The organism is Gaetbulibacter jejuensis (assembly GCF_039524015.1).
Taxonomy (GTDB): domain Bacteria; phylum Bacteroidota; class Bacteroidia; order Flavobacteriales; family Flavobacteriaceae; genus Gaetbulibacter_B; species Gaetbulibacter_B jejuensis.
The window spans coordinates 587,181-601,533 of sequence record NZ_BAAAGF010000001.1; the positions used below are offsets into that span (position 1 = coordinate 587,181).

General features: G+C 31.8%; 18 protein-coding genes. 10 read left to right on the plus strand and 8 right to left on the minus strand.

Annotated elements, in window-relative coordinates; translation table 11 throughout:
- Nucleotides 1-104: 104 nt before the first annotated feature.
- From ABD011_RS02610 to ABD011_RS02620, 3 genes are read left to right on the plus strand one after another with little or no spacing between them, the layout of a single operon-like run.
- A complete protein-coding gene (locus tag ABD011_RS02610; RefSeq protein WP_343795544.1) occupies nucleotides 105-1,112 on the plus strand; it encodes a hypothetical protein in 1,008 nt (335 codons plus the stop codon).
- A 7-nt stretch (nucleotides 1,113-1,119) separates the two neighbouring features.
- Nucleotides 1,120-2,130 (plus strand): hypothetical protein, encoded by a 1,011-nt coding sequence (locus ABD011_RS02615; protein WP_343795546.1) that lies wholly within the window; start codon nucleotides 1,120-1,122, stop codon nucleotides 2,128-2,130.
- A gap of 21 nt (nucleotides 2,131-2,151) precedes the next feature.
- Nucleotides 2,152-2,772: a hypothetical protein gene (locus tag ABD011_RS02620; protein WP_343795548.1), complete on the plus strand. Its 621-nt coding sequence runs from the start codon at nucleotides 2,152-2,154 to the stop codon at nucleotides 2,770-2,772.
- Between the two features lie 61 nt (nucleotides 2,773-2,833).
- On the opposite strand, the gene metG is transcribed toward ABD011_RS02620, so the two are convergent.
- Nucleotides 2,834-4,906: a methionine--tRNA ligase gene (gene metG / locus ABD011_RS02625; RefSeq protein WP_343795550.1), complete on the minus strand. Its 2,073-nt coding sequence runs from the start codon at nucleotides 4,904-4,906 to the stop codon at nucleotides 2,834-2,836.
- 113 nt (nucleotides 4,907-5,019) lie between these two features.
- Here metG and ABD011_RS02630 point away from each other — a divergent pair, with 113 nt between their 5' ends.
- The 5 genes from ABD011_RS02630 to ABD011_RS02650 all read left to right on the plus strand — a co-directional run bounded on the left by ABD011_RS02630 (nucleotide 5,020) and on the right by ABD011_RS02650 (nucleotide 8,459).
- On the plus strand, nucleotides 5,020-5,652 hold the full coding sequence (locus tag ABD011_RS02630; RefSeq protein ID WP_343795552.1) for a hypothetical protein: 633 nt from the start codon (nucleotides 5,020-5,022) through the stop codon (nucleotides 5,650-5,652).
- A 1-nt stretch (nucleotide 5,653) separates the two neighbouring features.
- Nucleotides 5,654-6,634 (plus strand): S66 peptidase family protein, encoded by a 981-nt coding sequence (locus ABD011_RS02635; RefSeq protein ID WP_425545546.1) that lies wholly within the window; start codon nucleotides 5,654-5,656, stop codon nucleotides 6,632-6,634.
- Nucleotides 6,634-7,146 (plus strand): hypothetical protein, encoded by a 513-nt coding sequence (locus tag ABD011_RS02640; RefSeq protein ID WP_343795554.1) that lies wholly within the window; start codon nucleotides 6,634-6,636, stop codon nucleotides 7,144-7,146. The genes ABD011_RS02635 and ABD011_RS02640 overlap by 1 nt, the downstream gene beginning before the upstream one ends.
- Before the next feature lie 95 nt (nucleotides 7,147-7,241).
- Complete coding sequence (locus tag ABD011_RS02645) at nucleotides 7,242-8,078, plus strand: winged helix-turn-helix domain-containing protein (RefSeq protein ID WP_343795556.1); 837 nt, start codon at nucleotides 7,242-7,244, stop codon at nucleotides 8,076-8,078.
- 21 nt (nucleotides 8,079-8,099) lie between these two features.
- Nucleotides 8,100-8,459, plus strand: a complete 360-nt coding sequence (locus ABD011_RS02650; RefSeq protein ID WP_343795558.1) for a YraN family protein — start codon at nucleotides 8,100-8,102, stop codon at nucleotides 8,457-8,459.
- On the opposite strand, the gene ABD011_RS02655 is transcribed toward ABD011_RS02650, so the two are convergent.
- Genes ABD011_RS02655 through ABD011_RS02670 form a run of 4 tightly spaced genes read right to left on the minus strand, consistent with a single transcriptional unit; the run spans nucleotide 8,456 to nucleotide 11,198 of the window.
- On the minus strand, nucleotides 8,456-9,175 hold the full coding sequence (locus tag ABD011_RS02655; protein WP_343795560.1) for a phytanoyl-CoA dioxygenase family protein: 720 nt from the start codon (nucleotides 9,173-9,175) through the stop codon (nucleotides 8,456-8,458). The genes ABD011_RS02650 and ABD011_RS02655 overlap by 4 nt on opposite strands.
- A 9-nt stretch (nucleotides 9,176-9,184) precedes the next feature.
- Nucleotides 9,185-9,763, minus strand: coding sequence for a nicotinate (nicotinamide) nucleotide adenylyltransferase (nadD, locus tag ABD011_RS02660; RefSeq protein WP_343795562.1), 579 nt, complete (start codon nucleotides 9,761-9,763; stop codon nucleotides 9,185-9,187).
- A complete protein-coding gene (gene gmk / locus ABD011_RS02665) occupies nucleotides 9,760-10,341 on the minus strand; it encodes a guanylate kinase (RefSeq protein WP_129759631.1) in 582 nt (193 codons plus the stop codon). Before gmk ends, nadD begins: the two co-directional genes overlap by 4 nt.
- Nucleotides 10,341-11,198: a YicC/YloC family endoribonuclease gene (locus tag ABD011_RS02670; RefSeq protein WP_343795564.1), complete on the minus strand. Its 858-nt coding sequence runs from the start codon at nucleotides 11,196-11,198 to the stop codon at nucleotides 10,341-10,343. Before ABD011_RS02670 ends, gmk begins: the two co-directional genes overlap by 1 nt.
- Before the next feature lie 133 nt (nucleotides 11,199-11,331).
- Here ABD011_RS02670 and ABD011_RS02675 point away from each other — a divergent pair, with 133 nt between their 5' ends.
- Nucleotides 11,332-11,808, plus strand: a complete 477-nt coding sequence (locus ABD011_RS02675; RefSeq protein ID WP_131506267.1) for an acyl-CoA thioesterase — start codon at nucleotides 11,332-11,334, stop codon at nucleotides 11,806-11,808.
- Here the strand turns inward: ABD011_RS02675 and ABD011_RS02680 are convergent.
- Both ABD011_RS02680 and ABD011_RS02685 read right to left on the minus strand, forming a co-directional pair.
- A complete protein-coding gene (locus ABD011_RS02680; protein ID WP_134198432.1) occupies nucleotides 11,800-12,693 on the minus strand; it encodes a DMT family transporter in 894 nt (297 codons plus the stop codon). The two genes, ABD011_RS02675 and ABD011_RS02680, sit on opposite strands and share 9 nt — an antisense overlap.
- Nucleotides 12,686-13,039: an arsenate reductase family protein gene (locus ABD011_RS02685; RefSeq protein ID WP_262732342.1), complete on the minus strand. Its 354-nt coding sequence runs from the start codon at nucleotides 13,037-13,039 to the stop codon at nucleotides 12,686-12,688. The genes ABD011_RS02680 and ABD011_RS02685 overlap by 8 nt, the downstream gene beginning before the upstream one ends.
- A gap of 74 nt (nucleotides 13,040-13,113) precedes the next feature.
- On the opposite strand from ABD011_RS02685, the gene ABD011_RS02690 reads away from it, so the two are divergent.
- Complete coding sequence (locus ABD011_RS02690; protein ID WP_343795570.1) at nucleotides 13,114-13,569, plus strand: DinB family protein; 456 nt, start codon at nucleotides 13,114-13,116, stop codon at nucleotides 13,567-13,569.
- Here ABD011_RS02690 and ABD011_RS02695 read toward each other — a convergent pair whose 3' ends face one another.
- Nucleotides 13,570-14,295, minus strand: a complete 726-nt coding sequence (locus ABD011_RS02695) for a DUF3298 and DUF4163 domain-containing protein (RefSeq protein WP_343795572.1) — start codon at nucleotides 14,293-14,295, stop codon at nucleotides 13,570-13,572.
- Nucleotides 14,296-14,353 lie beyond the last annotated feature (58 nt).

A 14,353-nucleotide genomic window follows, 5' to 3' on the forward strand; every position in this document is an offset into this window, starting at 1 on the left:
TTTGTAGGCTGTAAAAATATAAAAGATAATGATAGAAGTAGGGCAAATGTCGTATTGTAACAAATAAGTTGAGCATATATTTTTACAGATTATATACAAAAATTATGGTACTTAAACACATTTTGCTGACTTTCAGCTTTTTTTTAATCTCTTTAAATCATCTGCAAGCGCAATCGCTACCAAAAGTTACTACTCAAGATTATGGGTTTTTACAACCTGTTAATATAGTAGAAACTGTTAGTTATAATCTTGATAAAGAACCAATAGAGAAATCAACGTATCGATTCAGTAAGGATGGATTTATAGACAATTATCACATTCAGAATTTTAAAGATAATACTTGGTCAACATCAAAAAACACTTATAAAAAAGGTAAGCTACATAAACGTGTTTTTGAGTTTAGTAATTCAAAAGAAAACAGAAAGCATACGTACAAATACAATGGAGAAGGGCAGCTTGTGGAAGAAACCATTAAGTTGAAAAATGGTAGTAGTCATAATACATTTAGCTACCAAAACGAGTTACTATACCAAACGACATCTATAGAAAACAACACAGTCACTACATACTATTACTCTAATAAAGGGAAACTTTATAAAGCTATTAGAACTCAAAAGAATGAAAATCAAACAGAGATAACTACAAACTACTATTATCTTGAAAATAAAGAAATTACTTCGTATGTATCACCTAAACAACGTTTTGAAGTAACTTCTTATTTAGAGAATTTTATATTAAAGTTTGATTTAAGTGACAACGAAAATGCAACCGAAAGACTCATGAAAGGTATGCAACGATTTGACAAAGAAGCTCCTTTAGATAATTTACCTTTTAATTTAGAGCAATATTCAAATCAAACCACACAGTTTTATGGAAAACACAAGGATAAACTAACACTTACACAAGTATTGTTGTTTGATTATAAAACCGATGCGCAAGGAAATAAAATTGCTTATGCCGAAGCTGATATCGATTTAAACACAAATACTATTGCAGGTATTAGATTTTATAAAACAACCTTATCTAATGGAGAAGTTATAGGTGATACCAAATATGATGATGAAGTACAAGCAAAGTTTGAAGATATGTTGTCGGCTATAAATTCGTTTTAATAAGCTTATGGTACCTCAAAATCAATATGAAATTAAGCCACTAACGTTGCAAGACAGAAAAATGCTCAGGCGACAATTTTTGTTTTTAATTGCATTTGGTGTTTTTGTTGGAGCAATTTTTTTCTTCATTTTTAAATTTGTGTTGCCAACTGGTGAAATGGAATATATTCCTGTTTTTGTTTTTACTGCTTTTGCTCTAATTTTTGGAGTCTTTATATCCTACTTTTTCTGGGGAACTTATATCGATTTAAAAAAAGGAGTAAAACAATGTTATACTGGTATTGTTACTGATAAGCGGGTAAACAAACATACATCATCTTCTGCTAGACACAATAGAGGTGGTTCTCATGCCTATGGTTCTTCACGTAAAAGTACTCAAACCTACTATTATGTTAGTATAGAAAATATAGAGCACAGTGTGTCTTACAAGCAGTATTCCCAAGCTAAATTAGGTGATAAAGTTTCTATCGAAATTAGCCCTAAAAAGAAGGAAGTTTTAGACTTTAAGGTTTTAGAAAAAAATAATGACACAACAATCTTATCTCATCATACAATAAGTAAAAATCGTTACGAACGTGATGAGAAGTCTTTTCCTATGACAATAAAAGAGATTGAATTAGTCAAAAAAATGTTTTTTAAAACGATTAGAAAAGACCTAGTGTATCTTATCCCAATAATTATTCTACTATTTGTACTTTGGAAAGGCATATTCATATTTCTAATTCCGTTAATTATTGCATTTATATACTATTCATTTAAACTGTTGATTAAGTACAATAGATATGCAAAATTTAATCGTAATGGCTATTTAAAAACGGTTACTAAGGTTCAAGTGATTGATAAATTGAAAGCAACGTCTAATCGAAGTTCTACAAAATTTCAAATTGAAACGAATCAAGGAAATATTAATGTTTCAGAGCATATTTATAATCAAGTGCAGGCTTCTCAAGTCATAAATTTACACAAAGCCTCATTTATAGATCTATTGTTTGAAGTGAGTTTTGATTATGACAATTAACCATCCAGAAAAATAAACCCAATGAATAACTTTTCATCTCTTATAGATAAACCACTTAAACATTATTCCCAATGGGATTTTTTAGTGTTTATTTTGCTTACTGCTTTATCCATTTGGAGTGGGCAAACTACAGTGTTTTATATTATTTACTTTTTTTGGTGGAATGAACTTATTAGAATTATGGTTGACAGAATTTGCTTTAAGCATAACAAAAATGCGGTGAATATAAGTCAAGGAAAAACATCGGTATTCGGTTCCTTTATCCAAATGGGTGTGTATTTTGTGTTTATAGTGGTATTTTTTGCATTTATGGCCAATTGGAACAATGATACGCTTATACTAATTAACATGAGAATTTTATTTTTCCAGAATTGGTTTTTTAACATTAACCTTGTGTTTGTGGCTGTAGAACGTATACTGTTACATAGCACTCAGCAGCCTTTAAAAGTAAGTTTTGGAAACTTCACACCTAACATGCTTATCCTTCATGTGTCAATAATATTAGGTGTTGTTTTAATGCTTTTTGTGGTTAGAAATTTCCCTGAAACTTTCACACCCAATAATTTATGGGGTTCGGTAATTATTATTTTACCTTTTTTGTTCATAAGAGCATTTGCACTGCGTTTTAAATTGACATCCTAACTGAAAATAAAAAACCTCATAGCATAAGACTATGAGGTTTGTAATCTGTTATTAGGTGTAATTAACTTATCTGTAAACCGTTCGCAACGTCTTGGTTGGCATCAGGATTTACAAACACCAATTTACCTTCTGGACTTTCGGTCATTAAAATCATACCTTCACTTTCAACACCACGTAATTTTCTTGGTGCTAAATTCACTAAAACGGTAACTCGTTTTCCTATAACTTCTTCAGCAGTAAAACTTTCAGCAATACCAGAAACTATAGTTCTGGTGTCAATACCTGTATCAACTTTTAAGACTAAAAGCTTTTTAGCTTTCGGCATTTTTTCGGCTTCAATAATAGTTCCTACACGTAAATCTAACTTTGTAAAATCATCAAAAGTGATTTCTTCTTTTTGTGGTTCGGCTGCTTTATTGGCAGCTTCATTGGCCTTTTTACTCGCTTCTAGTTTATCTAATTGTGCTTGAATGTCTTTATCTTCAATTTTATTGAATAACAATTCAGCTTTTCCTATTTGATGTCCTGCAGGAAGCAAAATATCTTTAGTTGAAATGTCTTCCCAAGACATCTCGACTCCGCTCGATGATACATTTAAAATAGATTTCAATTTTGAAGATGTAAATGGTAAAAACGGTTCGCTTATAGTTGCTAAAGCCGATGCTATTTGTAGTGCTACAAACATAATTGTTTTTGTGCGAGCTTCGTCTTCTTTAATAACTTTCCAAGGTTCTTCATCAGCTAAATACTTATTACCCAATCGTGCAAGATTCATCAATTCCTGACTTGCCTCACGAAAACGGTAACGCTCAATAGAACTTGCAATAACATCTGGATACGCTTTTACAGCAGCAAGTGTTTCTTCGTCAACTTGAGAATAGTCGCTTGGTTCTGGAATAATACCATTGTAATACTTGTTGGTTAAAACAACAACACGGTTTATAAAGTTTCCAAAAATGGCTACCAACTCGTTATTGTTTCTTGCCTGAAAATCTTTCCAAGTAAAATCATTGTCTTTGGTCTCTGGTGCATTTGCTGTTAATGCATAACGCAACACATCTTGCTTATCTGGAAAATCCTCTAAATATTCTGGTAACCAAACTGCCCAGTTTTTTGACGTAGATAATTTATTGCCTTCTAAATTTAAAAACTCGTTAGCTGGCACATTATCTGGTAAAATATATGAGCCTTCTGCTTTTAGCATACTTGGGAAAATGATACAGTGAAACACAATATTATCTTTTCCTATAAAGTGAACCAATTTGGTGTTTTCGTCTTTCCAGTATGGTTCCCAATCTTTTCCTTCGCGTTCAGCCCATTCTTTGGTTGCCGAAATGTAACCAATTGGCGCATCAAACCATACGTAAAGCACTTTGCCTTCGCCACCTTCAACAGGAACAGGAATTCCCCAATCCAGATCACGTGTTACAGCTCGAGGTCGTAAACCATCGTCAATCCAAGATTTTACTTGTCCGTAAACATTAGGTTTCCAATCTTTTTTATGACCTTTTAAAATCCATTCTTTTAAAAAATCTTCGTGCTTATCTAATGGTAAAAACCAGTGTTTTGTTTCTTTTAGGGTTGGAGCGTTACCAGTAATAGCCGATTTTGGGTTAATTAAATCGGTAGCATTATGGCTGGTTCCACATTTTTCACATTGATCACCATAAGCTTCTTCATTACCACATTTTGGACAGGTTCCAATCACAAAACGGTCTGCCAAGAACTGTTTAGCTTCTTCATCATATAATTGCTCGGTAACCTCTTCAATAAACTCCCCTTTTTTATACAACTCCAAGAAAAAATCTGAAGCCGTTTCATGGTGAATTTGCGCTGATGTTCTTGAGTAATTATCAAAGGTAATTCCAAAATCTTCAAAAGATTTTTTAATAATGGCATGATATTTATCAACAACATCTTGAGGTGATACACCTTCTTTTTTTGCTTTTATAGTAATAGGAACACCATGCTCATCGCTACCGCAAACAAAGGCCACATCGTTTCCTGTTAAGCGTTGGTAACGCGCATAAATATCAGCTGGAACATAAACACCTGCTAAATGTCCTATATGAATTGGACCGTTTGTGTAAGGTAATGCTGCAGTAATTGTATATCGTTTAGGATTTGTTGACATATCAAGGTTTAATTTGATGGCAAAAATAACTATTAAGTTTTTTATTCTCTCAATTCTTAATCCTTCAATTGAGTTTTGAGGGCTATTTTTTATTAGATTTGATAGAAAAAGCTATGAAAAAGTACTATTATGTAATTTTAGTATTCTTTTTTACGTGCAATAGTTTTGCCCAAAAAGAAAAAGATTCTACCGAGGTGAAATCTAATCCAATAGTTTATGTCGACTTTTTAGTAGGCGCCTCAAATAGCGGAAATGAAGTAAACGGATTAACTTTTGGATTTAGTGCAAATTATCAAATAAATAAAGATCTATTTACTTTTAGAAGCACATATGTTGCTGAGACAAACCCTGATGCAGGATTAGCTAGTGTTTTAATCGTTCCATTATTTATTGGAGGAGATTCATTGAATGAGTTTGCCTTACTCTATGGAAAACGGTTTATTTTTAATGGTTCTGCTCTTAGTATTTCAGCAGGTGTATCTTCTAATTTGTTAAGGTATAGTAGAACTGTAGATGGTGAAAAATTTAGATATAACGAATCATATATAGCTGTTCCTTTTGAGTTAAATTTTAATTTTTTTAAAGCTAAAAAAAAGCGGTTTAGAGTATTGTATGGGATAATCCCTGTGGGGCAACCAACTGCATTTGGTAGAAGTTTTGGGGTTAAAATATTTGGTAGCTTAGGAGAGTTCAATTATTTTGGTGTAGGTTTAAACTTAGGTTTAGGATGGCATAAAAAATATTAATATGGCATTAAAAAAAATAACATTGTTTCTCTTGTGTATTATAGCAGGTGAAATGTATTCTCAAGAAAAAATGACACAACCACCATATTTAAAAGTAGGTGATACAGTGGCTATTGTAGCACCTTCAGGAATTTTAAAAAACAGACAACGTGAAGTTCAACAAGCTAGCGATTTACTTAAAAGTTGGGGTTTAAATGTGGTTGTTGGTAAGCATGTGTTTAGTCAAGACAATCATTTTGCTGGAACTGATAACGAGCGTTGTGAAGATTTTCAAAACGCGATGGACGACCCAACTATAAGTGCTATTTGGTGTGCACGTGGTGGTTATGGTGCTGTTAGAATTTTAGATAAACTCGATTTCACAAAATTTAAAACACAACCCAAATGGCTTATAGGTTATAGTGATATTACAGCCTTACATAGTTTGTTTCACAACCAAGGGTTTGAAACTATACATGCTATGATGTGTGTGAGCTTAACAAAAGATCTTGAAGGACTTGAACAAACCGTTGCTACATTTAAGTCGGCAATTTTTGGAGAGACTTTGACCTATACTTTAGCAGGAACAAATTATAACAGAGTTGGAACAGCATCAGGTGAATTGGTAGGAGGAAACCTAACGATGTTGCACACTATGTTGGGTTCTGAAACTAGTATTGATACTTCGGGAAAAATTTTATTTATTGAAGAAATTGGTGAGTATAAATATCATATAGACCGTATGTTACAAAGTTTAAAACGTGCTGGTTATTTTGATAATTGTGCAGGAGTTATTGTTGGAGATATGACCAAACTTAGAAAAAACACAACGCTTTGGGGAACATCTATTGAGCAACTTATTTTAGATGCTTTGGCTGATTACGATTTTCCTATTGCGTTTAATATGCCTGCTGGACACGAAGATGATAACAGAGCAATGTTTTTAGGTCGAACAGTACAGTTGACAGTTGGTGCTGAGCAGTCAACATTGGTTTTTGAGTAATGAAAAAGCTGATTTTTTTATTTTGTTTAGTCTTTATTGTTTGTTGTGAAAATGAAAACACAGATTCTATTAAAGAATTTGAAACTACTTTAGGAAAGAAAAACATTGAAGTGTTGAACTTATTGGTTAATAAGTTTGAACTTTTTTTATCTAAAGAATATCCTGCTTTGGAAGTGAAAGATGCTTATTATCAATTTTTATTAGATATTAAGAATAATAAAGAATTTGAAAGTGACTATTTCCTGTCAGAAGAGGATAGACAAGTTTATATCAAGAGTGGATTTAAAAATGAAATTTACGATTCTGAAAATAATGTTAATCAAACAGGAAAATATATGTTAGCATTATCTTTAGTTAAAGATTCTGATTCTTTAATTAAAAAGTATTTCGAAAATCGACAAGCAGCAGGAACGATTCATAACATTCTTTTTGCAAACAGTATTTTAAGTAATGACCCAAACTTTAATAATTATTTTCATAAACGTATAGTTGTTTTAGAATACAGCTTTTAAACTAGCATAAGGCTTCTGTTAATATGTAAAAAAAATGTCAAAGAAGTGTCAAACGCTCAAGTAATTGACATATTTATGTTTTATTTACAAAACATATGAAAAGGACTATTTATTCTATATTTTTTATTTTGTTGTTGAGTTGTTCAATGTCTTGTGACGATGAAAATTCATTTTCTGAAATCACTAAAATTGCATTGCGAGATGTAGGGAATTCACTTTTACTGTCTCAAAGCGATTCTACCTCTTTAGTTTTACCAATTACTAATATTGATACCAATAAATTTGAATTAACCTTTCAAGAGGAACTAAGGATTGTTCCAGATAATTTAGTAGATGCAGTAAAGAATAGTTTTGCCAAAGCCAATTTACCTGATAATTATAGAATTGAAGTATTACAGTGTTCAGATAATGAAGTAGCGTATAGCTATGAAATGAAAAACGAAGAGCAGAACAGTATTATACCTTGTATGGGAAGAGCATTACCTGTTGGGTGTTACATAATCCAAGTGCAATTTACTGAGCTTAAACAGACTTCTTGGGTAATGTATGTATTACTTTTTGGTGGAGTAATTTTAGCTTTATGGTTTTTAATGAAGCTTAGAAAACCAAAGCTCAAGGAAGACACGTTGGAATCTTACATTATTGGAAAATATGAGTTTTACCCTGACCAAAATAAATTGGTAAAGTCAGCTTCTGAAATTCAACTTTCCAAAAAAGAGTGCGAGCTGCTTGAAATTTTCTATGAAAACTTGAATACTGTAGTTAAACGAGATGAGTTGGTTAAACGAGTTTGGGAAGACCAAGGCGTGTTTGTTGGTAGGAGTTTAGATACCTATATTTCTAAACTGAGAAAAAAATTACAGGAGGACGATTCTATAAAAATAACTAACATTCATGGTATTGGGTATAAGTTAGAAGTATTAGATACTTAGAGTTTTTAATTATTAAATCAGATGGCACAACACAATGAACTTGGTAAAAAAGGAGAGCAACTAGCAGTAGATTTTTTGTTGCAAAATCACTATGAAATTGTGGAACGCAATTATCGTTTTGATAAGGCTGAGGTTGATATTATTGCCCAAAAAGAAGATATTCTTGCCATTATTGAAGTGAAAACACGCTCTACTACCGATTTTGGAAATCCGCAAGATTTTGTAAAACCAAAACAAATTAAAAACCTAGTAAAAGCAGTAGATGAATACGTAACCGTAAATGGTTTAGAGGTTGAAGTGCGTTTTGATATTATTGCAATTGTAAAAAACGAAAAAGACTACACGATAGAGCATTTAGAAAATGCATTTTTTCATTTTTAACTAATTTTATAGTATTCTGACCAAGATAAAGGTTTATCTAGATAATGTTTATTAAATTCTAAATGAATCACTCTTCTTTTTTTTCCATTTGTCGTTCTATTAGAAGAATGTAAAGTTAAAGGTTTCATTAACATTGCGCCTCCTTTATCAATATTACAGATAAATTCATTTTCTGAATTCAAATCTGTAGATTCTACACGAATTATTCCATTTGAATGAGATTTAGGAATTACTTTAAGAGCTCCATTGTATCTATCTGTTTTGTCTAAATGAATCCGGACGGTTATAGTGTCTTGTAAAATTTTTAAAGGAGGTTGAACACCATAAAATCCTTTTTTGAAAGTCCAATTAGAATAGTTTTCTAGTTCTACTTTTTTGTTAACAGAAATGCTTAAATCTTGATGGAAAGGAACAAACCAATTAGATTCACTAGGCTTGTCAAAATAGATGGCTTTTGTTAGGAAATAGTTCTCTTTGAAGAGTTGAGATGTTAATTCTATTAGTTTTTCATTAAATAGTAAACTAGATATTTTTGGAACACTTTTGATTAGTTGCCTTATGGCAAACAAATCTTTCGATTTCATAAATGAATTTTCATCTTGTTCGGTATTTTCGATACAATTTAAAATTTGAGAAACTTCATTATCTGAATATAAGTCTGTCAAAATAGAAAAACCATTTTCCTCAAGCTCTAGTTTGTTTTTCAAATAATTCATTGTAGAATCTTATCTATAAAAATTCATTTGATCAACATATTCCCAAACGTGTTCAGGAAGCATTGGCCTTATGTTTTTACCTGCTTTTATTGATTTTCTAATAAATGTAGAAGAGAGCTCCATTATTGGAGCAGCAACATGATGAATTTTTGGGTGACCATCAAACTGGGTTTCAACAGTTCCTTCAGAAATACGAGGATACACATAAATATCATGACCTTGAAGAATCAATTCATAGTTTTTCCATTTATGGAAACTCTTTAAATTGTCTTCACCCATAATTAAAGCAAACTCATAATCAGGATGTTTTTCTTGTAAGTATGTAAGCGTATTTATAGTGTAATTTGGTTGTGGTAAGTTAAACTCAATATCGCTTGGTTTTAGTTTGGTATAGTCTTTTGTAGCACGATATACCATTTCTAAACGTTGGTGGTTATCTAGTAAAGAGCTCTTTTTTTTAAACGGATTGTGAGGCGTAACTACTAACCAAATTTGGTCCAAATCACTATATTCAGCCATGTGGTTGGCAATGGTTAAATGCCCAACATGAATAGGGTTAAACGTACCAAAATAAAGACCTATTTTCATTTTTTATCAATACCTAAATAGTTTGAAACTAGTTTGTATGCTTCGTCTAAAGCTTTATCTAAATCGTCGTTAATTACAATTTTGTCAAACAATGGTGCAGTTGCCAATTCAGCAGATGCCTTTGCAATACGCATGTTTATTTTGTCGTCGCTTTCGGTCTTACGTTTTTTAAGTCTTATTTTAAGTTCGTCAATACTTGGAGGTTTTACAAAAATGGCAAGTGTTTCTTCTGGGAATTTTCGTTTAATGCGTAATCCTCCAGAAACATCAATATCAAAAATAACATGTTTTCCTTTGGCCCAAATACGCTCCACTTCGGTTTTTAAAGTGCCATAAAAATTGTCGCGATACACTTCTTCCCACTCTAAAAACTCATCGTTTTTTATTTTCTTTTTAAAGTCTTCAAAACTTAAAAAATAGTAGTCTTTACCATGTACTTCTTCGCCTCTTTTGGCACGCGAAGTAGCCGAAATAGAAAACTCTAAATCCAACTCTTGCTGTTTAAGCAAATGTCTTACAATAGTGGTTTTTCCTGAGCCAGAAGGCGCTGAAAACACAATAAGTTTACCTTGCTTCATTATAATACGTTTAAGAGTTGTTCTTTAATTTTTTCGAGCTCATCTTTCATTTGAACTACCAGTTTTTGCATTGGTGCATAATTAGATTTTGACCCAATGGTATTGATTTCGCGTCCCATTTCCTGACTGATAAACCCTAATTTTTTACCGTTAGAATCGCTAGATTTTAATGTTTTCAAAAAGTAGTCCAAATGATTGCTTAATCTTACTTTTTCTTCAGTAATGTCAAATTTTTCTATGTAAAATACCAGTTCTTGCTCAAAACGATTTTCGTCAACTTTTTCTTTTATATCGGCAATTCCTTTTTGCAAACGTTCTCTTACTCCTTTAATACGCTCAGGATCCATTTTTATAACTTGCTCCAATAGGTTTGAAATAGTATTGACACGCTCTATAAAATCGGCTTCCAAAACTTGTCCTTCATCTAATCTGTACTGATAAATTTTTTCTAGACTGCTATCAATTTCTTTAGCAATTTGGCTCCATTCGTCTTCATCAATTTCATCACGTTCAGTAGTCACTGCATCAGGAAGTCTAATAGCCATTTTAAGCATTTCGGTTTCATCACCATCAACAACTTCTTTAAGTTGTTTAATATACTGTTGCACAACTGTTTTATTGATTTGAGTAGAGGTTTCTTCACCAGTAATTTCCATGTACAACGAAAAATCTATTTTACCTCTTACCAGTTTAGAAGCGATTTGTTTTCTTATCTCAAGTTCCTTTTCTCTGTAAAGCGAAGGCATGCGAGTATTTAAATCTAAATTTTTACTGTTAAGGGATTTTACCTCTATTGAAATCTTTTTTGTTGGAAGCTGAATTACAGACTTCCCATATCCTGTCATTGATTGTATCATGAACCTACATTTATATAAAAGTTGAGCAAAGGTAAGGAAAAACATATAGTTATAGGTTATTATAAAAAGCGGAATAACTATTATGCTTGCATAACAAAAATCAATAAATTTGTAGAACTTAAAAACCTATGTTATGTATAAAAAACAATTTGAAATTAGATGGAGTGATGTTGATGCTAATAGGCATTTGGCAAATTCTGCTTATGTAAACTTTATGAGTCATACTCGAGTGGCTTTTTTTGAAGATCATGGCTTTTCGCTTTCAAACTTAGCTAAGTATGATATTAGTCCTGTAATTTTTTATGAGCACATCTATTATTTTAAAGAAGCGTTTTTAGGCACGCCAATTACTGTAAGCTTAGAAATTATGGGCTTAAGTGATGATGGTATGTTTTTTCAAATAGAGCACAATTTCTACAATCATAAAGGTGAAAACTTAGCTAACTGTGAAATTTTAGGTGCTTGGATCAATTTAAAAACAAGATCGTTAACACCACTTCCTGAAAACTTTAAACAGGAAATGGACACTTTTCCTAAGTCCAAAAACTTTAAGGTTTTAACAAAAGAAGATACTAGAAAGTTCGGTAAAAAGCCAGTAAACCTAAGCTGATGCTTTAGGCTTTTTGGTTACCAAATACACTCCAGTAAAAATTAGAGCAGCAGCTAATATTTTTACAGTATTTACAGTATCGCTTCCCATTAGTATTGCAAAAATACCAGCAATTACAGGTTGTATGTACAAAAATGTGCTTACTGTTGATGCTCTCAGTTTTGTTAGTGCTAACGGATTTAAAAGATATGTACCAAAAGTTGCGCCTACAATAACAAATAGTATTGAGAAATAGATGTATGGCGTAAATGTATTTAGGTCAACACTTAATACTTCATTATACCCAAAAGGTAACACCAAAATAAAACCAAATAAAAACAACCATTTTATAAATGTAAACGGATGGTATTTATTGGTGAGTTTTTTAATGATTATTAAGTAAATACTATAAGACACAGCATTAATAAATACTAAAAAGTTACCTAGCAAAATATTGTCTCCAACAACTTTTGACCGTCCATAAACCGATAGCACAATAGCTCCAGCAAACCCAAGTATAACACCTAAAATTTTAAGAGAGGTTAATTTTTCGTTAAGTAAGAAAGAAGACAGCACCAAAACCACAATAGGCACAACAGTCATAATCACTGATGCATGTATAGGTGTTGTAAATTCTAAGCCTTTAAAAAAGGTAAGCATATTAAGAGCAATACCAAAAATAGAGGCAAAGAAGAAGGTTAAAAAGTCCTTTTTATCAATTTTTTCTTTAGGAGCGAAGATGCTAAAAATCCAAAAAAGCACAGCAGCTCCTAGCACTCTAAGTAAGATAAATCCAAACGGTTTTACATGTCCTTCATCAATAACATCATTAGCAAAGGTAAAGGTAAGACCATAAATAACTTGAACTATAAAAGCGGCTATCAAAGCCAAAATTCGGCTATTCATGTATTGCTTTTTTTGCAGCCTCAACAGTTTTAGCGCTGTTGCCAATAAAAATCTGATTATTTGCAAGTATCACAGGTCTGCTTAAAAAGGTGTAATGCTCAAGGATATATTGTTTATAATCTTTTTCAGAAAGGTTCATGTCTTTTAAGCCCATCTCTTTATAAAGTTTTGCACGTTTGCTAAACAACGCTTCATAACTACCAGCTAGAGCTTTCATTTCGTCGAGTTGCTTAACAGTTATTTCTTCGGTTTTAATATCCTGTAAGATAAAATCTGAAGGTAGATTAAGCGTTTTTAAAATTCGCACGCAAGTGCTACAAGTTTTTAGGTAGTAAACTTTATTCATGAGTTAACAGTTTTACACTGCAAAGTAAACGGATTTGAAGCAAAAATTAATTACTTTTAAATAAAATTTAAACTATGGAATGGGATTTTGATATTACGTTAAAAAACAGAGCTGTTCTTAAAACCTTTATTGAGAACTACTCCTTTGAAGAGCTTAATAAAGTACCTAAAGGGTTTAAAAACAATATGATTTGGAATATAGCTCACACCATTGCTACTCAACAATTGTTGGTGTATAAGCTATCGGGTTTAACAATGATTGTTAACGATGATTTTGTTGAAGCGTTTAGAAAAGGTACAAAACCAGAACGCGATTTAACCCAAGCCGAAGTTGACGAAATAAAAGGATTACTTTTCTCAACTATTGAAAAAACCAAGGAAGATTATAACAACAAAATCTTTCAAACCTTTAATGAATATACAGTAACCACAAAAAACAGGTTAACAAATGTCGAGGAAGCCATTGCCTTTAACAATTACCACGAAGGCTTGCATCTAGGTTATATTTTAGCGTTAAAGAAATCTATTTAATTACTCTGAGAGTTTTAAGAACTCACTAATTTCACTGTAAGGTATAGTAAACTCAGTAACACCTTGAGCATAAGCAGCTATTTCGTAGGTGTTGTATAAAAAGATGATGCCTTCATCGCTAAAACCAATATTTTCAGGCATTTTAAAAAACTCGTCAAAAAAGTAATCGTCAGTATTTTGGTTTTTAGAGATGTTCAATTCTTTTTCAAGATAAGTTTCAACAAGCTCAGTAACTTTTGTAGGGTTATTAAAAATATCATCAAAACTGTATAATGCTCCAGTTTTAGGATTAAAATTCAATAAAGTAATAACACTATTTCCATGAGCTCCACCAGTAAACGTGTAAGAGTCAATTGCAATGGTAATCACGTTTTCAGAGTTGTAAACTACTTCGCCACTTACATTTGCATCCCATTTAATTGAGCTGTCTTCAAATTCTTTTTTAAAATTTATATATCTGTTTTCAAAATCTTTAATTGAAGCGTCTAATGATAATTGTTCGGTATCATCTTCAAAAAAGGCTATGTTTTTTGAAATGGTTTGCTCTATTTCAGAATTTATTTTTGAAGCAATATCTGATTTGGATGTAACTTTTGGGTAGATAATTTCAATATTAACATGCTCATTGTTTTCAATAGCTGTTTCAGAAAATTCAACTGGAGTTACTTCATTTTTACAGCTGTAAAAGAGGGTGATTATTACTATAATTAGGCTAAGTTTTTTCACAGGGAAAAGGATTTTGTTAAACATACTATAAAGGTATTACATAGATTTGAATACAACG